The sequence below is a fragment of the Gordonia sp. NPDC062954 genome (genome assembly GCF_044543825.1).
Lineage (GTDB): Bacteria > Actinomycetota > Actinomycetes > Mycobacteriales > Mycobacteriaceae > Gordonia > Gordonia tangerina.
Genome location: NZ_JBITWL010000008.1, coordinates 128,291 through 146,965, shown reverse-complemented (window position 1 = coordinate 146,965; position 18,675 = coordinate 128,291). Strand labels below are relative to the sequence as shown.

The window sequence follows — 18,675 nt, the reverse complement described above, 5'->3', positions numbered from 1 at the left end:
TGTCGGGCGCCGGGCGCCACTTAGCCTGTAGGCCATGTCCGCATCCCCCGCCGCGCCGGCGCGCTTCGGTCACGCGTTGCTGGCCGGGCGCGGCCGGATGGCGCTCATCCTCGTCGTCTCCCTGTTGGCCACCTGCCTGACGATGTGGTGGAGCTATCAGGTCAAGATCAAATGCGGCGGCGCCCCGTTCCTCGACGAGGGCCGCAGCTCGCACTGGCCGGTCGGTGACCCGGATGCGGTGATCCCCTGCTACTCCGACCTGATGTACCTGTGGATCGGCCGAGACATCAACAATCATGTGTTCCCGTTCATCCACGGTGGCATCACCCCGGACGGCAAGCTGTTCGGCGGCGTCGTCGAATACCCGGTGCTGTCGGGGATGCTGATGTGGCTGGGCGCGATCGGCGCGCACACCGACACCGAGTTCTTCCAGCATTCGGTGTGGCTACTGGTGCCGTTCGGGCTGGCGATCACCGTGATGTTGGCGTTGATGACCCGCTGGTGGGTGCTGCTGTGGGCGGCCACCCCACCCCTGGTGCTCTACGCCTTCCACAACTGGGAGCTGCCGGTGGTCGCGACCGCGGTCGGCGCGGTGGCGGTGATGGCGTGGGGCTCGACGATCAGTCCGCGAACCGGGGAACGTCGCCTGTCGGTGCGGACCGCGGCGATCCTGGCGGCGATCCTGCTGGGCATCGGCTTCTGTCTGAAGCTCTATCCCGGCTTCTTCGTACTGCCGCTGGCCATCTACGTCCTCACCTACGGCGCGGGGGCCGGCCCCGGCGGCGCGGCCCCGCTGCGCCGGAAGCTCGATTGGGTGGGAGCGGCCTGGGTGGCGGTGGCCGCGACCCTGACCGTGATCGCGATCCAGTTGCCGTTCATGGTCCTCGGTTTCGAGGGCTGGCGGGCGGCCCTGTCGTTCCAGGGCCAACGCAAGGCCGACGTCGACACCAACTCCATCTGGTACTGGGGTCTGCGTCACTTCACCGGCGGCCAGAACGACACCTACAACACACTGGTCGGACTCTTGTCGCCGATGCTGATCGTCGCCGCCTTCGCGCTGGCGGTGTTCCTGGGCTGGCGGGTGTATCAGCGCGACGGCGTCTACCCCTGGATCGGGGTGTCGGCATCGATGCTGGCCGGATTCATGCTGTTCCACAAGGTGCACTCGCCCCAGTACACGTTGTGGATTCTGCCGTTCTTCGTGTTGCTTCAGGTGCGGTGGCCGGTGATCGCCGCGTATCTGATCGCCGACTTCATCCTCGACACCACCATCTTCCGGCTGTTCGGGATCTACACGTCCGGTTCGCCGATGAAGTGGTGGGTGATCACCGGCGTCAACGTGGGAGTGTGGGTGCACGCGGTGGTGCTGGCCTACCTGATCGTCGCGTTCGTCCGGGCGCCGCTACGTGAACCGCTGGCGTCCTTCGGTCGCCGGGTCCGGCCGACCGAACCCGACCTGGTCACGACATCGTGAGCACCTGGCTGGGCACGGAACCGCTGTCCATGGGCCGGGTGACGCTGCGGCCGTTGGTGTCCGACGATGCCGAAGCGCTGGCACAGATCGTCGACGACCCCGATCGGTTCCGCTGGGTACCGGGCGTGCCGACGGACCCGGAGTCGAGTCGGCGGTGGCTGGAGAGCGCGCGCGCCGACCCGTCGTATCGGGTGGCCTACGCAGTCATCGACAACACCGACGGGCGTCTGGTCGGTTCGACGAGCTACTACGAGATCGACCCGTACAACCTGGCGGCCACGATCGGCTACACCTTCTATTCCGAAGATGTACAGGGCACGACGATCAACCCGACGGCCAAGTTCCTGCTGATGCGGCACGCTTTCGAGGACTGCGGCGCGGTGCGGCTGGTGTGGCACACACATGAGCACAACGCCCAGTCGCGGGCCGCGATCGCCAAGCTGGGTGCGACGTTCGAAGGGCTGCTCCGCAAACACCGACGCTTCGGGGACGGGTGGCGCACGACCGCGCAGTACGCGATGACCGACGACGATTGGCCGGCGGCGAGGGCTCGGCTGGTGGAGCGGATGTCGGTGTAGCGAACCTCTACGGATTCTCGGTGTGATCGGGGTGGCCGTGAGTGCGGCGTTGTTCTTTCATCCGCGCTTCGTGCAGGTGCCGCACACCGTCCATCAACTCATCGCGCACGCGCTGGTCGGCCGCTCGGAACGGCAACCAGTAGGTGTCGTCGAACTCTTCGACGACCTGAAAGGTCCACCGTCCGTTGAGCACGTTGCGCCCGACCATCTCGGTCTCGAGCGCGTCCGCGAGGTCGGTGTGGCCGTCGGCACGCAGGGCATCCACCGCCTCGCCCAGCACCAGATCGGCGTGTCCGATCAGCTGATGGAAGCTGTACAGGTGACCACGGGCCCGTTCGACGTACTCCAGGGCTTCGGAGACCTTCCCGGCCGCTTCGGCGGTGGTATCGGAGACTTGTTCGGCACGATCTGGCATGCCTTCAGTGATACCCGAGCGGGTTCATCGCCAACCCGTGATCAGAATTCGCCGGCGACGAGGACCCGGGTACGGCCCGTGACACCACCGGCGAGGATGGTCTTGATCGACTTGGGTAGGTCGGTGACCGCGACGTCGGTGGTCACGTCGTCGAGGTGACGCGGCCGCAGTTCGCCCTCGAGTTTGGCCCACAACGCGCGGCGGTTGACGATCGGCAGCTGTACCGAGTCGATGCCGGCGAGGGTGACGCCACGCAGGATGAACGGGTGGACCGTCGTCGGGAGGTCGGCGCTGCCCGCCAGACCGGAGGCGGCCACCACACCGCCGTACTTCAGCGTGCTCAGGGCGTAGGCGAGGGTGGCGCCGCCAACACAGTCGACGACGGCCGCCCACCGCGTCTTGCCCAGCGCACGGACCTTCTCGCCCTCCTCGGGAAGTCGGCCGATGATCTCGGTGGCACCGAGGGTGTGCAGCAGGTCGGCGGCATCGGCCTTGCCGGTGGAGGCGATCACCTCGAACCCGGCCGCGGCCAACAGGTCGACACTGACACTGCCGACCCCGCCGGTCGCCCCGGTGACCAGGACCGGACCGTCGGACGGGGTGATGCCGTGCGCGGTCAACACCTCCACGCTCATCGCGGCGGTGAAGCCCGCGGTGCCGATGGCCGCAGCATCCTTCGCCGACAACCCGGACAGTTTGACCACCATGTCAGCGGGCAGTCGTGCGGTGTCGGCGTAGCCGCCGTGGCGGCCGGTACCGATGTCGTAGCCGTGGGCCACCACCACATCACCCTGGGAGAACTGCGGCGAGCTGCTCGAGCGGACGGTGCCGGCGAGGTCGATGCCGGGAATCAACGGGTATGACCGGGCCACACCGCCTTTCGGGGACACCGCGAGCGCATCCTTGAAGTTCACGCCCGAGTACTCGACGGCGATCTCGACGTCGCCGTCGGGCAGGAAGCGCTCCTCGACGGTTTCATGAACGAGGTCGATGTTGCCGTCGTCGTCCTGATGTGCCACCAGCGCTTGTACGTCACCCATGTATCGCACCCTACTGAAGCGCATCGGCCGGTGGGTCCGGCACGACGACCCGGGAGGCGCGGATGCTCACCAGCCGCCGCAGGAAGAGCTCTTCGTCGAGCCCTTTGCGACGCATCCAGGACGTCACCTCGGTGTTGCACTTGCTGGCATTGCAGGAGCGGCAGGCAGGCACCACATTGAGTTCGGTGTAACGGCCGCCCACCGACAGCGGCTGGATGCAGTCACGCTGGAGGACGGTGTCGGTGCGGCCACAGTAGGCGCATCCGCCCCAGGCCGTCTTGATCTCCTGCCACTGCAACGGGCTCAGGTCGTTGTCGGCGAGGCGCATTCGGCGCTGCCGTTTACGTCCCGCTCGCGCTCGCCGGGAGCCGCCACGTGCCATACCGCCGAGCCTAATGTCGGCCGGACCGACGACGACGCAGGCACGCGGGGATGCTGTCGACGCGACACCGGGTTCTGTCGGCGGGATTGCGGGTTCTGTCGGCGGGATTGCGGGTTCCGTCGGCGGGATTGCGGGTTCCGTCGGCAGAGATCAGGGCGCCGTCGGCGTGAGGTCGGGCGCCGGGCCCGGCGGGGCCGGGGGGCCGGGGCTGGGCGTTGACTCGACGGCGGCGCGGCGACGTCCGCCGCGCACAGTGAATCGATCCGGGGCACCGTCGAGGACACCGCCGGCGGGGTCATCCAGCAGATGCTCGGGCCCGGGGTCGCGGTCGTCGCGACGCGGATTGCGCACAAGATCGTCGGCCGGGTGCCAGATCTGCCACAAGACCACCGCGCACAGCCCGATCACCATCAGCGCGCGCAACACGATCACCGCGGTGAACCACTCGTCGGGTAGCCAGCGGCGGTCGGCGTCGAGATACAACGACATCCGCGGCACCCACACCAGTGCGTCCACGAACATCCAGGCGAACAACAAGCGAGTGTGCGGAATCGCGAGCACCGCCAACGGCACCAACCACAGCGAGTACTGCGGACTCCACACCTTGTTCACGAGCAGGAATCCGGCCACCAACAGGAACGCCAACTGCGCCAACCGAGGTCGTTGTGGCGCACCGAGCGCCACGGCCCCGACGCCGAGCGCGACGAGCACGAGCAGGCCCAGCGAGACCACGTTGAGCACCGTGACGTTCCACTGGAATCCGACTGCGGAGCTGATCACGCGATAGAGACTGTCGCTCTCGGCAGCGCGATCGGAGTTGTAGCGGAAGAACTCCCACCAGCCCTGCGGGTAGAGGATCAGGATCGGCAGATTGACGCCCACCCACACCAGCACGGCGGTGGCCGCAGCTTGCGCGAACTCCCGTAACCGCCCCGAGCGCAGACACAATACGAGCAGCACACCCAGCAACAGCACTGGATACAGTTTCGCGGCCGTGCCCAACCCTATGAAAAGACCGGCCAGCCAAGGCTTTCGTCGAGCCCAACACAGAACCGCGAGCGCAACCATGGCGGTGGCGATGGCGTCGAAGTTGGTGAATGCGTGCACCACCACCAGGGGTGAGAGTGCCGCGATCCAGGCCGCCCAGATACGGCGGCGCGCGGTGAGCGCGGTGGCCCAGATGGTGACCAGCCAGAACAGGGCGAGTCCGAGTGCCGCGAGGTCGAAGAACAGCACGACGTCGAGAGCGGCAGGCACACCCCATTTCTCGTGCGCCGACAGCCAGGCGCGCGCGACCGTCGCCATGCCGTACATGTACATGCCGGTGATGACCGGGTACTCCATGTACCGCTTGATCTGCTGGCCGTCGGGGCCTTGCTCGTACCAGAAGGTGCGGTACGGGAAGGCGCCCTCATTGAGGCGTTCGGCCCCGAACAGCCCGATCACATCCGAGTAGCAGAGGTTGGTGTATTGGCGCTGATCGTCCCAGTCGAGCCGCAGTTCGGTGCCGGCCGGAGAGTTCTCGTCGGCCGGTGCCTGCTGGAGGCAACTGGCCTTGCCGAACCAGCTCACCGCCAACGCGCACAGCGCCAGCAGGAACAGCACACGGATCGGTGTCCACGCCCGACTGCGACCGACCGCCGCGTGTCGACCGACCGGACCGCCCACCACGTTCGACGCCTCATGCACGACGACGTCGGTGCGACTCGGCAGCACCCGCGTGCGATCGACGCGTGTGTCGGCGGCAAGTGCCGCCGCGGACTCCCAGTCCGAGCCCGGCCCGCGATCGTCGGTCATCGCCGACAGATCACCGGGGGAGCCCGGTTCGGTCGAGTTCTCCTCTGCCACGGTCAGTGTCGACTCAGTTCAGCGGCGGGGGTTCCGGGATGTCACCGCCGAAGCCGTCCTCGTAGCCTCCTCCGGTGGTACCCCCACCACCGTTTCCACCACCGGTGTAGTCGTCACCGCCGCCCGAGTTGCCGCCTGAGTTGCCACCCGAGTCACCGCCGGAGTTGCCACCCGAATTGCCGCCACCCGAGTTGCCCCCTCCGCGTTCCGCGTTGCCCGGCAACGGGATCGTGACACCGGGCGCCAGCGTCAGGTTGCCGTCGCCGTTGCCGGGGAACCGGCGGGACGGACCCTGGTCGCCGGGCGACTGGGTTTGCGGCGCATCCTGGTCGTAGGTCACCGGCGGCGGCTCGTAGGGCACACCTGCCTGACCGCCGACCGCCTCGGGCTCCGGGAAATCCTGGATGGGTTTGCCCTCCAGGGCGCCGTTCATCGCGGCCTGCCAGATGTCCGAGGGCAGCATGCTGCCGTAGATCGACGAGCCGGCGTAGTTGGTGATCGCGGTGCCCTCGTCGGTACCGACCCACACCGCGGTGGACAGCTGCGGCGTGTAGCCGACCATCCAGGCGTCCTTGTTCTGTCCGGTGTCGCCGAGCTGCGCAGTACCGGTCTTGGCTGCCGACGGCCGCGACCCCAGGCTCGGGTCCGACAACGCGTGGCCGTTGGAGTAGGAGGCGATCGGCTCGAGTGCCGCGCTCACATTGTCGGCCACCTTCGCATCGAAGACGCGCTCACCCTTGTTGGGCTGGCGATCGAAGAGCACCTCCCCATCGGAGGTCTCCACCTTCTGCACGAAGTACGGCTCGCGGTACACACCCGACGCGGCGAGCGTGGCGTACGCCGAGGCCATGTCGAGCACACGCGACGGGTACTGACCCAACACCACGCCACCCTCGACGCCACCGTTGGCTTCCTGCAGCGTGTGTTCGATGGTGCCGAAGCTCTCGGCAACGCCTGCCTTGTGCGCGGCGTCGGCGACCGCCCGGGCCTGACCGTCGAGATCCATCATCAGTCGGTAGTAGACCGTGTTCAGCGACATCTTCATCGCGGTCGCGAGGTTGCAGGATCCGCAGCTCTCCCCGTCGGAGTTCTCCACGGTCAACCCACCCGGCGCAGAGTAGGGCGCCGAACTGTACGTCTTGGACAGCGGGATGTCCTGTTCGAGGGCAGCCACCAGGGCGAACACCTTGAACGACGACCCGGTCTGCAGTCCCGCCTGTGCGTAATCCCAGCCGGTGGCGTCGTTGCCGCCGAAGTAGCCCTTGACGCCGCCGGTGCGCGGATCGATCGACACCACCGAGGTACGCAACTTGTTCGGCTCGCCCTCGAGTTTGCCGTTGGCCGCCGACACCACCGAACGCTGCACCTGCGGGTCGATGGTGGTGGTGATCTTGAGGCCTTCGGTGCGGACCTGCTGCTCAGAGATGTTGAGTTCACCGAGTTCGGCAAGCACCCGGCGCTTGATCAGCCCGTTGGCGCCCGGGGTGTCGTCACTCTGGGCGCGTGCTGCCGGCACCTTCGGGTACTGCATTCCCGCGCGATCGGTGGGCGTGAGTGCGCCGGTGCTGACCATGCCGTCGAGCACGTAGTTCCACCGCGCTTGCGCGGCCTCCGGGTTGATCTCCGGATCGTAGTAGGAGGGCGACCGGATCGCGGCCGCGAGCACCGCGGCCTCTTCGGTCGTGATCTTGCTCAGGTCCTTGTGGAAGTAGGCCTGCGAAGCGGCGGCCACACCGTAGGCGCCCCGGCCGAAATAGATGGTGTTGAGGTAGGCGGCCATGATGTCGTCCTTGGACCACTCGTTCGACATCTTGGTGGCGATCGCGAGTTCCTTGAACTTGCGCTCATAGCTGTGTTCGTCGCCGACGAGCGCGTTCTTGACGTACTGCTGGGTGATCGTCGACCCGCCGCCGGCCTGTCCGCCGTTCCCGGTGACCTGGCCGATCGCGGCTCGCGACAGACCCCGGATGGAGAAGCCGGAGTTGCTCGCGAATTCGCGGTCCTCGGCGGCGATCACGGCGTCCTGCACCGATTTGGGGATGTCCTCGATCTTGACGTCGGTACGGTTGCCCTCCTCCGGGACGACGCGCGCAATGGTCTTGCCGTTGGAGGTGAGGATGGTGGCGACCTGGTTCTGCTTGATGTCGCCAGGTGCCGGCACCGACGCGCCGACGTAGGTGAGCATGAACGCCACGATGCCGATCAGGGCGACCGCCGGCACGAGTGCGCCGAACGCCCCGAGGCCGATGGCCAGCCATTTCTGCCGTTTGCGGCGTGTGTCGTCGGCTGAGGGACGAGACGTACGTCCACCGCCGGCGGGCGATGTACCGCGAGTACTCATTGTCCAACCATCCGATCCGCGCGCACGACCGTGTCAGCGCTACTCACTATCTGTCTCCGTCATTCAACTGGTCACCCAGTCCGTCATCCCAGCCCCGATGTCCACCGGCCCGATGCCCCCGCTCGTTATCCCACTGTGACCTACGATCGGCGTTCGGGCAAAGTTCCATCTCCCGCGGCTGGGCTGCGAGACCGGCGCCGACAGCTGCGCACACCTGCAGCGCGCTGCGCCCGAGCTACTTGGCGACCCGACGCGAACGCGACGAACGCGGCGGCAAGCCTGCAACGTAGGACTGCACCAAATGGTTCCAGCTACAGGTGCGGCACACCTCGACCACATGCACCGAGAACTCCTCGGCGGTGGTGTCGAGTCGGGCGATCTCGTCGTTGGTGCGCGCCGACCCCGATACCTGCCCCAACTTCTCACCGAACACCCAGGACACCAGGGTGACTTGCTCTTTTCGGCAGATCGGGCACAGCGTCGACGACGGGCGGCCGTGGAATTTGGCGGCCCGGAGCAGATACGGACTCGCATCGCAGACATCGGCCACGGCGGTCCGTCCGGAATGGACGTCGGACAGCCGCGACCTGCGCTGCAGGGCGTAGTCGACGATCTGGCGTTGCACGGGTTCAAGGGTACGTGGTCGCTCCGACGGCTGTCGGTGTGACCGTCATCCCGATCCGACCGTGTCGTGGTGTCGGCGGTGGTTGGGCGCCCTTCGTGACATCCCTCCGCAAGCTCCGGGATTCCTCAGGAAACAGAGCAACAACCCGCCGCACGCCTGCCCCGATCCTTCAGGAGCCCGCGAGGAACGAGCGGGCGTCACGAAGGACCCGCTGTAGACGACGAATATATCGGTGCGATACATTGTCAATCACATCGCGGCGAGGTGTTGTGGCGTCAGAGTTGTCGAACACATCGCCTCGCCGGTCGGTGCACCGTGATCAGACGGTCGGCCAGGGCAGACGATCAAACGAGGAGGGAGTGGGCACCGATGTTGGAGCTCGCAGTTCTCGGATTGCTGCTCGAAGCCCCGATGCATGGCTATGAGCTGCGCAAACGACTGACCGGGCTGCTCGGCGCCTTTCGGGCGTTCTCCTACGGTTCGCTGTATCCGACGCTGCGTCGGATGCAGGCCGATGGGCTGATCGACGAGGCCACCGCGCCGACGGCCGTCAAGGTGCGACGCGGTCGGCGGGTGTACCAGCTCACCGACAAGGGCCGCGAACGCTTCAGCGAACTCGTCGCCGACACCGGTCCACAGAACTACACCGACGACGGGTTCGGGGTGCACCTCGCGTTCTTCAGCCGGACACCGGCGGTCGCGAGAATGCGCATCCTGGAGGGCCGTCGCCGTCAGGTGGAGGAACGCCGTGAAGGTTTGCGCGAGATCGTCGGGCGATCCAATCGCGCCGTCGACCGCTATACCCGTCAGCTGCATCAACTCAGCCTCGAATCCAGCGAACGCGAGGTGCGCTGGCTCAACGAACTGATCGCCGCCGAGGCCTCCGGCGATCACGACGGCGACGATCTGACCGATCCCGGCCGGGATCCGATGGTCGACACCGCCGATACCGACTTCCATGTCGCGGGCTCAGAGCCGTCCCGCGGCAGGGGGCGAAGAGAAACCCACGAAGAGAAAACACCGGTGACGCAGCGAGCTGCGACGCCGCGATCAGAAGGAGAACCCGACCATGGGTGAGCCCAATAAGGTGCGCGTGGCCATTGTGGGCGTAGGAAACTGCGCTTCATCCTTGGTTCAAGGCGTCCAGTACTACAAGGACGCCGACGAGAACTCCACCGTCCCCGGCCTGATGCACGTGAAGTTCGGTGGCTACCACGTGCGCGACGTCGAGTTCGTCGCCGCGTTCGATGTCGACGCCAAGAAGGTCGGCTTCGACCTGTCCGATGCGATCTTCGCGAGCGAGAACAACACCATCAAGATCGCCGACGTGCCGCCGACCGGTGTCACCGTGCAGCGCGGCCAGACCCTCGACGGTCTGGGCAAGTACTACCGCGAGACCATCACCGAGGCCGACGGCGACGGTGTCGACGTGGTGGCTGCCCTGAAGGACGCCGAGGTCGACGTCCTGGTGTCCTATCTGCCGGTGGGCTCGGATCAGGCCGACAAGTTTTACGCCCAGTGCGCCATCGACGCGAACGTCGCATTCGTCAACGCCCTGCCGGTGTTCATCGCGTCGGACCCCGAGTGGGCGCAGAAGTTCACCGACGCCGGTGTCCCGATCGTCGGCGACGACATCAAGAGCCAGGTCGGCGCCACCATCACCCACCGCGTGATGGCCAAGCTGTTCGAGGATCGCGGTGTCACGCTCGACCGCACCTATCAGCTCAATGTCGGCGGCAACATGGACTTCAAGAACATGCTCGAGCGCGAGCGTCTGGAGTCCAAGAAGGTGTCGAAGACGCAGGCCGTGACCTCCAACCTGACCGGCGCGCTGGCCGGCAAGGTCGAGGACAAGAACGTCCACATCGGCCCGTCCGACCACGTCGAGTGGCTCGACGACCGCAAGTGGGCCTACGTCCGCCTCGAAGGCCGCGCCTTCGGTGACGTGCCGCTGAACCTGGAGTACAAGCTCGAGGTGTGGGACTCCCCCAACTCGGCCGGCATCATCATCGACGCCGTTCGCGCCGCCAAGATCGCCAAGGACCGCGGTATCGGCGGCCCGATCCTGCCCGCCTCGTCCTACCTGATGAAGTCCCCGCCGCAGCAGCTCGCCGACGACGTCGCGCGCGCACAGCTCGAGGAGTTCATCCAGGGCTGACCGGCACTCGCCCGGTTCACCGACCGAGACGTCCCCGGCAGCGGGTTCGACGGCTACATCCCGTCGAACACTGCTGCCGGGGACGTTCTGCGTCATCGTCCCGTGCGAAACTGAAGACCGCACCCTGGGAGGCACGGACTTGCTGGACGGCTCGACTGATGACTCGGCGGATAACTCGGCGGAGGACTCAACGGACGAAATCGCCATCGCCACCGACGTGGCCCCGACACGGCCTCCGCACACGGTTCTTCGCTGGGTCGCGGTCGGTGTCCTCGCCATCGCGGCCGGCATCGCGACGTATGTACTCGCCGTACGGACGGTGACCGGCCAGACCATCGAGAACGCCGCCCTGCGCGGCGCGGATCAGGCCGGGCGGGCCATGACGGTGCAGGCCGACTCGGTACTGGGCACCATCACCATCACCTCGATGGTGATCGCCATGCTCGCGCTGCTGGTGTTCGCCGTGATCCGCCGCCGGTCCTGGGTCGGTCTGGCCGCACTGGTGATCATCGTCGCCGGGCAGGTCGTGACGCAGATCCTCAAGAGTTATGTCCTGTCACGGCCCGAACTCATCGACGCCTACCCGCAGTACCTGCAGAACAGCCTGCCCAGTGGGCACACCACCGCGGCGATGACCATCCTCTTCGGCGTGCTGTTGGTGACGCCGTTCCGGCTACGGGCACTTGTGGCGTTGGTGGTGATGCCGTGGGCGATCGGCGTCGGCGCCTACACGATCACCGCGAAATGGCATCGCTTCTCCGACACCCTCGCCGCCGACGCGGTGGCCCTCGCGATCGCCTGCCTCGTGTGTGTGATCGGTGTGCGGCTGGGATATCTGCGGATCACCCCCGCCGACTCACCTGGACGTCCGATCGGCCAGCGCGCGGTCGTTGTCTTCTGGTCGGTGCTGTTCGTGGTGGCCACGGCCACCGGCGCCGGGCTCTGGGTGGTCACCTGGCTCGCCGGATCGATCGATGCCGCGGCTGAGTACCGGTATTTCCTCGACGCGCTCATCGGTTCCGCGGCCGGATCGATCGCAACCGCACTGATCTTCTGGTGGACGCTGCAGCGGGTGACGATCGGCGACGGACCCGTGGCCCGCGACGACGCCGGCAGCTGATCAGCGCCGGAGCTCGCCGAGAACGTCCGAATGCCCGTGCCGGCGGCACCAACTCACGATGTAGCGGGCGTGTAGTCCGCACCAGCGATACACCGCCGCCTGCGACAGCGGCAGGCGCTCGTCGTGTTCGCCACGCTGGGTGATGATCGGGCCGAGATAGTGACTGGTCAGCTTGTTGGCCGTGTTGGGCGACACCTTGGCCGCGGCCGCGAGGCTCGCCGTGTCGGTGGCGCTGCCGGAAGCGATGGCGCCCGCGAGTCTGCCGGCGGTGTGCCCACGGCGCCCGACGAACAACTCGTACAGCGGCGGCATGCGACGGCCCATCGGCTGTGCCGTGGGCAACCGCTGCCCGAGGGCGACGGTGCGGATCGCGTTCATCAACGGCATCAGCCCGTCGGACTTGGCGATCACCCCGGACACCTCCGGACGCAGCCGCGCCTCTTCGAGGTGATCGCGTTCCATACTGTGCCCCTGGGTGGCCAGCAGCACCGGCGCCAGGCGATCGGCGTGACGTAGTGCGTCGATGGCGTCGAGCCCGTCGAACATCCATTCCATCGTCGGCCGATTCCAGATGAGGTCGGCGGCCACCACGTCGAACCGGACTCGCCCGGCGACGCCGTGCACGAACTCGTCCTGGTCGGCGGCCACCGTCACCGCCACGTCTTCGAACGACGATTCCAGCGGCTTGGCGACGACATGCCCCAGCGGCGACGCGATGAGAATGCGCATTTGACTACCCACGTGCGCAATTTAGCCTTCGATCAGCAAGTCATGCGCGATCTGGCATCAAGAGCAACCGTTTGGGTGACAAGAGCACCCGAACTGCGCGGAACTGGTCACAACAACAGCTGATTCTGTCGGTGTGGTCGGTGACAGTGGATTCATCTGATCCACCTCCACCGCAGGGGAACACATGACCGCACAGATGGACCGCGACCTACGCGTGCCGCTCTACCCGTTGCCCAGTCCGGCCACCGTCGCGATCGTCGCCGAGCGTGACCTCACCGATGCGGCGCTCGCCGCGCTCGTGGAAGGCCTCGGCTACCACGCGGTCATCATCGACGTCGACGTCGCCGCCGATCTGCTGCCGCCGACGATCGCCATTGTCCGGTCCGCCGACAAGCTGGCCCGATTCCGCGCGCGACGCGGGATGCGCAACTGCCTGATCGCCGCGATCGGCACCGACATCCGAGATGCGCCCGGGATCACCATCGCCAACACGCCGTTGGCGGCCCGTCAGCTCGAAAACCTCCTCGAGCAGACCGCGCGCCGCACACCGAGCCTTCGCAGTCGCGTCAACGTCACCGACCGCGAGTTGGAGATCCTCACCACCTACGCCCTGGGTGCGACGTTGCGCGAGACGTCGCATACCCACTATGTCGCCGAGAGCACGGTACGCGCGCACTATCGCCGCGTCTCGCAGCGCTACACCGAGGCCGGCCGTCCGGTCGGCAACAAGGCGCAGCTCCTGCTGCAGTTCATGGCTGACGGCTGGGTCCAACCTGCCCAACTCGCCGTCTGAAACGCGCGCCGGGCGGTTCTGGCCGCGCCGGACGGTTCTGGCCGCAGCTGCAGGTTCTGGCCGCAGTTTCGCCTCCAAGCCGGAACCCGCGGGTGCGGCCGGAACAGCCACTAGCCTGACGACATGCGCACACATCGATGGGTGGCGAATGGCTTCGGTGGGCTCGACGACTTCGAGTTCATCGCCGACGAACTTGCGCCACCGAGCGTCGGTGAGGTCACCATCGAGGTGCGGGCGGCCGGGGTGAACCCGGCCGACCTGAAGCACGCGCAGCGGGTCGTAGATCCGGCGGATCTACCGCTGCCGATCGGTTACGAGGTCGCCGGCACCATCGCCGCGATCGGCCCGGACACCGAGATCGCCTCCGGCGGTGGCGCCGTCGGCGACGAAGTGCTCGCCTTCCGGGTGCGCGGTGGCTACGCGACGGCACTGACCGTGCCCGCGTCGACGGTGTTCGCGAAACCGGAGACCCTCGACTTCCCGGAGGCCGCCAACCTGTTGCTCGCCGGGTGCACCGCCGCAGACATGCTTCGCGCGGCGCGCATCGAGCGCGACGACACCGTCTTGCTGCACGCGGCGTCGGGCGCCGTCGGCGTCACCGTCCTCCAATTCGCCCGACTCCGCGGAGTCACGGTGATCGGCACTGTCTCCCCAGCGAGCGCCGAGCGCGTACGGGCGTTCGGCGGGATACCGGTCCGCTACGGCCCCGGGTTGGCCGATCGCATACGCGCCATCACCCCACAGCCCGTGGTCGCCGCCCTCGACGCGGCGGGTACCGACGAGGCCGTCGATTCCTCACTGGAGCTCGTCGACGACAGATCGCGAGTGATCACCATCGCGGCACCACAACGCGCCCGGGCCGACGGATTCATCGCCCTGGGTGGGACGCAGCCGGAGAGCCTCGCGTTTCGGAACACGGTGCGGCCCCAGCTGATCCGCCTCGCGGCTCACGGCGAACTGGTGGTGCCGATGGCACGAACCTATCCACTCGCCGACGCCCCGACCGCGCTCGAAGTGGTCGCGGGTGGCCATCCCGGCGGCAAGATCGCCCTGCTTCCCTGACGAAGCATGGCGCTCAGCTGATCTCGCCACTGTCCTGCAGGACGGTCTCTTCGGCCCGATGGTCGTCGGGATGCTCTTCGGCCGCCAGCCGCGGGATCAGTCCACCCGCAAGGACATCGGACACCTGGCGACGCGAGAGACGATGCCGGACAGTGAACGTCTGATCCTTGGTGGAGTTGCGTACGGTGAGCGTGTCGGCGGAATCGATCGCTTCGCGCAGGCCGTCCAGACGCAGCACATCGCCCCGGTCGATGTCGTCGTAGTCGGCCGGGTTGTCGAACTCCAAGGCCAAGACCCCGAAGTTCGCCAGGTTCTGCCAGTGGATGCGTGCGAACGACTTGGCGATCACCACGCGCAGACCGAGATGTCGCGGCGCGATGGCCGCATGTTCCCGCGAGGATCCCTGACCGTAGTTCTCCCCACCGATGATGACGTGACCGCCATCGGCCTGACGGGCACGCTCGGGATAGGTCTCATCGACCTGGGTGAAGCTGAACTCGGCGAGCTTGGGGATGTTGGACCGCAACGGCAATGCACGCGCGCCAGCCGGGGAGATCTCGTCGGTGGAGATGTTGTCACCCACCTTGAGCAGTACCGGTGCCTCGACGTCGTCGGGCAGGGGGTCCAGTTCGGGCAGGCTGGAGATGTTGGGGCCCTTGACCGGTTGGATCTTCTCCGCTTCGTCGGGCGACGGGGGCGCCACCAGCATTGCCGTGTTGATCGAATGCTGCTTCGGCAGATCGAGCTTCGGATAGGCCATCTTCACGTCGGCCGCCCAGTCCCGTGGGTCGGTGATCGCCCCGGTCAGCGCGGAGGCCGCCGCCGTCTCGGGGGAACACAGCCACACCGCGTCCTCCTTGGTACCCGAACGCCCCGGGAAGTTGCGTGGCATGGTGCGCAACGAGTTCCGTCCCGTCGCGGGGGCCTGCCCCATCCCGATACAGCCCATACAGCCGGCCTGATGGATGCGGGCACCACCGATGACGAGTTCGGCGGTGGCGCCCATCTGTGTGAGGTCGGTGAGGATCTCCCGCGACGTGGGGTTGACGTCGAAACTGACCTCGGGCGCAGTCTGCCGCCCGGCCACCATCGCGGCGGCGATCGCAAAGTCCCGCAGCCCGGGGTTGGCGCTGGACCCGATGACGACCTGAGAGATATCCTCGCCGGCCACCTCGCGGACCTGCACCACGTTGCCCGGCGACGACGGCTTGGCGATCAGCGGTTCGATGTCGCCGAGGTCGATGGTCTCCTCGATGTCGTAGGTCGAGCCCGGATCGGCGACGAGTTCGGACCAGTCGTCTTCGCGGCCCTCGGCCGCCAGGAACTCCCGCACTGCGGCGTCACTCGGGAACACCGTTGTGGTGGCGCCCAATTCGGCGCCCATGTTCGCGATGACGTGCCGATCCATCGCGGTGAGCCCGTCGAGGCCCGGTCCGTGGTACTCGATGATCCGGTTCACGCCACCTTTGACGTCGTAGCGTCGCAGCATCTCCAGGATGACGTCCTTGGCCGAACACCACTCGGGTAGTTCACCTTCCAGGCGGATACCCCAGATCTCCGGCATCCGGATGTTAAGCGGGCGACCGGCGATCGCGAGGGCAACCTCCAACCCACCGACGCCGATCGCGAGCATCCCCAGCGATCCGGCAGCGGGGGTATGCGAGTCGGAGCCGACCATGGTCTTCCCGGGTATCCCGAAGCGCTGCATGTGGGTGGGGTGGGAGACACCGTTGCCGGGTTTGGAGAACCAGAGCCCGAAGCGGGCGCATGCCGTCCGCAGATACTCGTGGTCTTCGGCGTTCTTCTCGTCGGTCTGCAACAGGTTGTGATCGACATACTGGACGCTTGCCTCGGTCCGGGCCCGGTCCAGCCCGAGCGCCTCGAGTTCCTGCATCACCAGCGTGCCGGTGGCGTCCTGGGTCAGCGTCTGGTCGATGCGCAGCGCGATCTCCTCGCCGGGAGTCATCTCGCCGGCTTCCAGATGTGCTGCGATGAGCTTACGGGCGACGTTCTCGGGCATGATGTGCTCCTCCGACACGACTGGGCGGTCTTGTTCGGCCGTCTCATTGGGGTATGACTCCATGGCACGCTTACCCAGAACACGCCGATTCGACACCCGGGAAGTGGTGCCTTTTGGCCCACGACACCGCCCTGGTCGTCGGCGCATGCTGAAGATATGAACACCGCATGGATGTTCGCCGCTGGTGCGCTGGCTGCCGCGGCGGTGGGCTATCAACGTGTGCTGAGGCAGCCGATCCTGAACTGGGGCGCCACCGACGACGAGGTCAACGCCGCGTTGCCCGGCGATGAGCTACTGCCCGACCCCGACGGGGTGTCGACCAGGGCCATCACCATCCTGGCCCGTCCCGAGTACGTGTACCCGTGGCTGGCGCAGATGGGCCCGGACCCCCGAGGTGGCGCCTACACCTACGACTGGATCGAGAACCTTCTCGGCCTGCACATGCACAGCGCCGACAACGTGCTCGACGACTTCCAGCACCCGCAGATCGGCGACGAGATCGGACTGGGCCCCAACACGATGCGCATCGAGATCGCCGAGCCAGATCACGCGTTCGCGACGCGCTCGGCCGACGGCAACTGGGTGTGGGCGTTCACCCTGGTCGATCGGCACGACGGCACCACCCGGCTGATCAGCCGCAATCGCTTCCGGCTGCCTCGGCTGGTCGACCGTCTCGGCATGCTGCCGATGGAACCGGGTTCGCTGATCATGGAACGCAAGATGCTGCACGGGATCAGGGATCGGGCGGAGAATTTGGCGGGCACCGGGGTGCACGTCACCTGACGGAGGTCTCGACGTGGCGGTCCAGCGGAACAATCAACAACCAGCCACCGCTGGTCGAGTAGCAGCGAACGGAGTGAGTTGCGTATCGAGACAACTTGTGCTGCAGGCGGTCTCGATACGGCGCTCGCCTAGCGGCTCGCACCTACTCGACCAGCGGAAAGGGCTCACTCGGGCAGCCGACCTACTCGGGCAGCGGAAAGGGCTCACTCGGGCAGCCGACCTACTCGGGCAGCGGGAAGATCAGTCCTCAACCCGGTTGCCTTTCTCGTCCCAGTGCGCGGCGACCTTCTTGCTCGGCTGCACCCGCGGCGGTTCCCCCGGCATCTTCGGATAGCTTGGCGGATACGGCATGTCGCCCAGACCGTTGGCGTCGTCGCGCTGCACCATCTCCAGCAGCGGCTCGATGCCCCGGCGGTGCGCGGCGATGTCGGCCATCGGGTCTCCACGGCGCGCAACCAGATCCGGGACGGTGGCGATAGTGCAGTCGTCCGGGTTCACATCGGCGAGTTCGTCCCAGGTCACTGGCGTGGAGACCCGGGCGTTGTGGCTGCGCCGCGCCGAATAGGGTGAGGCCATCGTGCGATCGCGGGCATTCTGGTTGAAGTCGATGAAGATGCGTTCCCCGCGTTCCTCTTTCCACCACGACGTGGTCACCGCGTCGGGGTCGCGCCGCTCGAGCTCGCGGGCCAGCGCGATCACTGCGCGCCGGGTGGCGATGAAATCCCACTTGGGTTCGATGGGAACGAACACGTGGATACCGCGGCCGCCAGAGGTCTTCGGAAATCCCGTGTAGCCCATATCTTCCAGGAGCGGTTTCAGACCTTCGATCGCGACGCGGCGCACGTCGTCGAAGTCGGTGCCCGGCTGTGGGTCGAGGTCGATCCGGAGCTGGTCGGGATGATCGTTGTCCGGGTCGACGGTCGGCCAGGTGTGGAAGGTGACCGTGCCGAGATTGGCGCCCCACACGATGTCGGCCGGGATGGTCGGCTTGATTGCGTCACCGGTTCGGCCGGAGGGGAACACGATTCGGGTCGACTGGACGTGTTCGGGCCTCTTCTTGGCGATGTGCTTCTGGTAGATCTCGTCGCCGTCGACACCGTCGGGAAATCGCTGCAGGAAGGTCGGACGGTCGTGCACGGCAGTCATGATGGCACCTTGCAGAGCGATGTCGCGATAGTAGCCCACCAGATCCCGTTTGCGGCCGCCGTTCTCGCCGAGTTCAGGGAAATAGATCTTGTCCGGGTTGCTCATCCGGACGGCCACACCGTCGACGTCGAGTTCCTCGGCAGGAGAACGAGAAGGCATGT

17 protein-coding genes are annotated in these 18,675 nt (G+C 66.8%); 8 read left to right on the top strand and 9 right to left on the bottom strand.

The window, feature by feature from the left end; all coding sequences use genetic code 11:
* Positions 1–34 precede the first annotated feature (34 nt).
* Positions 35–1,474, top strand: a complete 1,440-nt coding sequence (locus tag ACIGKQ_RS10760; protein ID WP_235723411.1) for a hypothetical protein — start codon at positions 35–37, stop codon at positions 1,472–1,474.
* Positions 1,471–2,052, top strand: a complete 582-nt coding sequence (locus ACIGKQ_RS10755) for a GNAT family N-acetyltransferase (protein WP_396573558.1) — start codon at positions 1,471–1,473, stop codon at positions 2,050–2,052. Before ACIGKQ_RS10760 ends, ACIGKQ_RS10755 begins: the two co-directional genes overlap by 4 nt.
* 7 nt (positions 2,053–2,059) lie before the next feature.
* Here ACIGKQ_RS10755 and ACIGKQ_RS10750 read toward each other — a convergent pair whose 3' ends face one another.
* The 6 genes from ACIGKQ_RS10750 to ACIGKQ_RS10725 form a co-directional block, all read right to left on the bottom strand.
* Positions 2,060–2,467 (bottom strand): hypothetical protein, encoded by a 408-nt coding sequence (locus ACIGKQ_RS10750; RefSeq protein ID WP_235723409.1) that lies wholly within the window; start codon positions 2,465–2,467, stop codon positions 2,060–2,062.
* Positions 2,468–2,508: 41 nt separating this feature from the next.
* A complete protein-coding gene (locus tag ACIGKQ_RS10745; RefSeq protein ID WP_396573556.1) occupies positions 2,509–3,507 on the bottom strand; it encodes an acryloyl-CoA reductase in 999 nt (332 codons plus the stop codon).
* 10 nt (positions 3,508–3,517) lie between these two features.
* Entirely contained in the window at positions 3,518–3,889 is a 372-nt protein-coding gene (locus ACIGKQ_RS10740; protein WP_287016358.1) for an HNH endonuclease, read from the bottom strand.
* Positions 3,890–4,039: 150 nt separating this feature from the next.
* Positions 4,040–5,686 carry a glycosyltransferase family 87 protein gene (locus ACIGKQ_RS10735; protein ID WP_396573609.1) on the bottom strand — a complete coding sequence of 549 codons (1,647 nt, stop codon included), beginning with the start codon at positions 5,684–5,686 and terminating at the stop codon, positions 4,040–4,042.
* 64 nt (positions 5,687–5,750) lie between these two features.
* Positions 5,751–8,078: a transglycosylase domain-containing protein gene (locus ACIGKQ_RS10730; RefSeq protein ID WP_287016359.1), complete on the bottom strand. Its 2,328-nt coding sequence runs from the start codon at positions 8,076–8,078 to the stop codon at positions 5,751–5,753.
* Between the two features lie 235 nt (positions 8,079–8,313).
* Complete coding sequence (locus tag ACIGKQ_RS10725) at positions 8,314–8,703, bottom strand: DUF5318 family protein (protein ID WP_235723405.1); 390 nt, start codon at positions 8,701–8,703, stop codon at positions 8,314–8,316.
* A 369-nt stretch (positions 8,704–9,072) separates the two neighbouring features.
* On the opposite strand from ACIGKQ_RS10725, the gene ACIGKQ_RS10720 reads away from it, so the two are divergent.
* From ACIGKQ_RS10720 to ACIGKQ_RS10710, 3 genes are all read left to right on the top strand, one after another.
* A complete protein-coding gene (locus ACIGKQ_RS10720) occupies positions 9,073–9,780 on the top strand; it encodes a PadR family transcriptional regulator (protein ID WP_396573553.1) in 708 nt (235 codons plus the stop codon).
* Positions 9,773–10,861: an inositol-3-phosphate synthase gene (locus ACIGKQ_RS10715; RefSeq protein ID WP_396573552.1), complete on the top strand. Its 1,089-nt coding sequence runs from the start codon at positions 9,773–9,775 to the stop codon at positions 10,859–10,861. The genes ACIGKQ_RS10720 and ACIGKQ_RS10715 overlap by 8 nt, the downstream gene beginning before the upstream one ends.
* Positions 10,862–11,000: 139 nt before the next feature.
* Positions 11,001–11,981 (top strand): phosphatase PAP2 family protein, encoded by a 981-nt coding sequence (locus ACIGKQ_RS10710; RefSeq protein WP_396573550.1) that lies wholly within the window; start codon positions 11,001–11,003, stop codon positions 11,979–11,981.
* On the opposite strand, the gene ACIGKQ_RS10705 is transcribed toward ACIGKQ_RS10710, so the two are convergent.
* Complete coding sequence (locus tag ACIGKQ_RS10705) at positions 11,982–12,710, bottom strand: response regulator (RefSeq protein ID WP_396573607.1); 729 nt, start codon at positions 12,708–12,710, stop codon at positions 11,982–11,984. It lies immediately after the preceding gene.
* 184 nt (positions 12,711–12,894) lie between these two features.
* On the opposite strand from ACIGKQ_RS10705, the gene ACIGKQ_RS10700 reads away from it, so the two are divergent.
* Both ACIGKQ_RS10700 and ACIGKQ_RS10695 read left to right on the top strand, forming a co-directional pair.
* Positions 12,895–13,503: a hypothetical protein gene (locus tag ACIGKQ_RS10700; protein ID WP_266063696.1), complete on the top strand. Its 609-nt coding sequence runs from the start codon at positions 12,895–12,897 to the stop codon at positions 13,501–13,503.
* A 123-nt stretch (positions 13,504–13,626) separates the two neighbouring features.
* Positions 13,627–14,565: an NADP-dependent oxidoreductase gene (locus tag ACIGKQ_RS10695; RefSeq protein ID WP_235723399.1), complete on the top strand. Its 939-nt coding sequence runs from the start codon at positions 13,627–13,629 to the stop codon at positions 14,563–14,565.
* A gap of 13 nt (positions 14,566–14,578) precedes the next feature.
* Here ACIGKQ_RS10695 and ACIGKQ_RS10690 read toward each other — a convergent pair whose 3' ends face one another.
* Positions 14,579–16,585: an aconitate hydratase gene (locus ACIGKQ_RS10690; RefSeq protein WP_396573549.1), complete on the bottom strand. Its 2,007-nt coding sequence runs from the start codon at positions 16,583–16,585 to the stop codon at positions 14,579–14,581.
* Positions 16,586–16,741: 156 nt separating this feature from the next.
* Here ACIGKQ_RS10690 and ACIGKQ_RS10685 point away from each other — a divergent pair, with 156 nt between their 5' ends.
* On the top strand, positions 16,742–17,368 hold the full coding sequence (locus tag ACIGKQ_RS10685; RefSeq protein WP_396573547.1) for an SRPBCC family protein: 627 nt from the start codon (positions 16,742–16,744) through the stop codon (positions 17,366–17,368).
* 240 nt (positions 17,369–17,608) lie between these two features.
* Here ACIGKQ_RS10685 and ACIGKQ_RS10680 read toward each other — a convergent pair whose 3' ends face one another.
* The gene (locus tag ACIGKQ_RS10680; RefSeq protein ID WP_396573545.1) at positions 17,609–18,673 is read right to left on the bottom strand and encodes a DNA polymerase domain-containing protein; all 1,065 of its coding nucleotides are present in this window, start codon (positions 18,671–18,673) and stop codon (positions 17,609–17,611) included.
* Between the last annotated feature and the right edge of the window lie 2 nt (positions 18,674–18,675).

Bases quoted from the DNA above. Each gene is read 5' to 3' on its own strand.
- ACIGKQ_RS10760 (WP_235723411.1), top strand. From the start codon at position 35: ATGTCCGCATCCCCCGCCGCGCCGGCGCGCTTCGGTCACGCGTTGCTG.
- ACIGKQ_RS10750 (WP_235723409.1), bottom strand. From the start codon at position 2,467: ATGCCAGATCGTGCCGAACAAGTCTCCGATACCACCGCCGAAGCGGCC.
- ACIGKQ_RS10745 (WP_396573556.1), bottom strand. From the start codon at position 3,507: ATGGGTGACGTACAAGCGCTGGTGGCACATCAGGACGACGACGGCAAC.
- ACIGKQ_RS10740 (WP_287016358.1), bottom strand. From the start codon at position 3,889: ATGGCACGTGGCGGCTCCCGGCGAGCGCGAGCGGGACGTAAACGGCAG.
- ACIGKQ_RS10735 (WP_396573609.1), bottom strand. From the start codon at position 5,686: ATGACCGACGATCGCGGGCCGGGCTCGGACTGGGAGTCCGCGGCGGCA.
- ACIGKQ_RS10730 (WP_287016359.1), bottom strand. From the start codon at position 8,078: ATGAGTACTCGCGGTACATCGCCCGCCGGCGGTGGACGTACGTCTCGT.
- ACIGKQ_RS10720 (WP_396573553.1), top strand. From the start codon at position 9,073: ATGTTGGAGCTCGCAGTTCTCGGATTGCTGCTCGAAGCCCCGATGCAT.
- ACIGKQ_RS10715 (WP_396573552.1), top strand. From the start codon at position 9,773: ATGGGTGAGCCCAATAAGGTGCGCGTGGCCATTGTGGGCGTAGGAAAC.
- ACIGKQ_RS10705 (WP_396573607.1), bottom strand. From the start codon at position 12,710: ATGCGCATTCTCATCGCGTCGCCGCTGGGGCATGTCGTCGCCAAGCCG.
- ACIGKQ_RS10700 (WP_266063696.1), top strand. From the start codon at position 12,895: ATGACCGCACAGATGGACCGCGACCTACGCGTGCCGCTCTACCCGTTG.
- ACIGKQ_RS10695 (WP_235723399.1), top strand. From the start codon at position 13,627: ATGCGCACACATCGATGGGTGGCGAATGGCTTCGGTGGGCTCGACGAC.
- ACIGKQ_RS10690 (WP_396573549.1), bottom strand. From the start codon at position 16,585: ATGCCCGAGAACGTCGCCCGTAAGCTCATCGCAGCACATCTGGAAGCC.
- ACIGKQ_RS10685 (WP_396573547.1), top strand. From the start codon at position 16,742: ATGAACACCGCATGGATGTTCGCCGCTGGTGCGCTGGCTGCCGCGGCG.
- ACIGKQ_RS10680 (WP_396573545.1), bottom strand. From the start codon at position 18,673: ATGCCTTCTCGTTCTCCTGCCGAGGAACTCGACGTCGACGGTGTGGCC.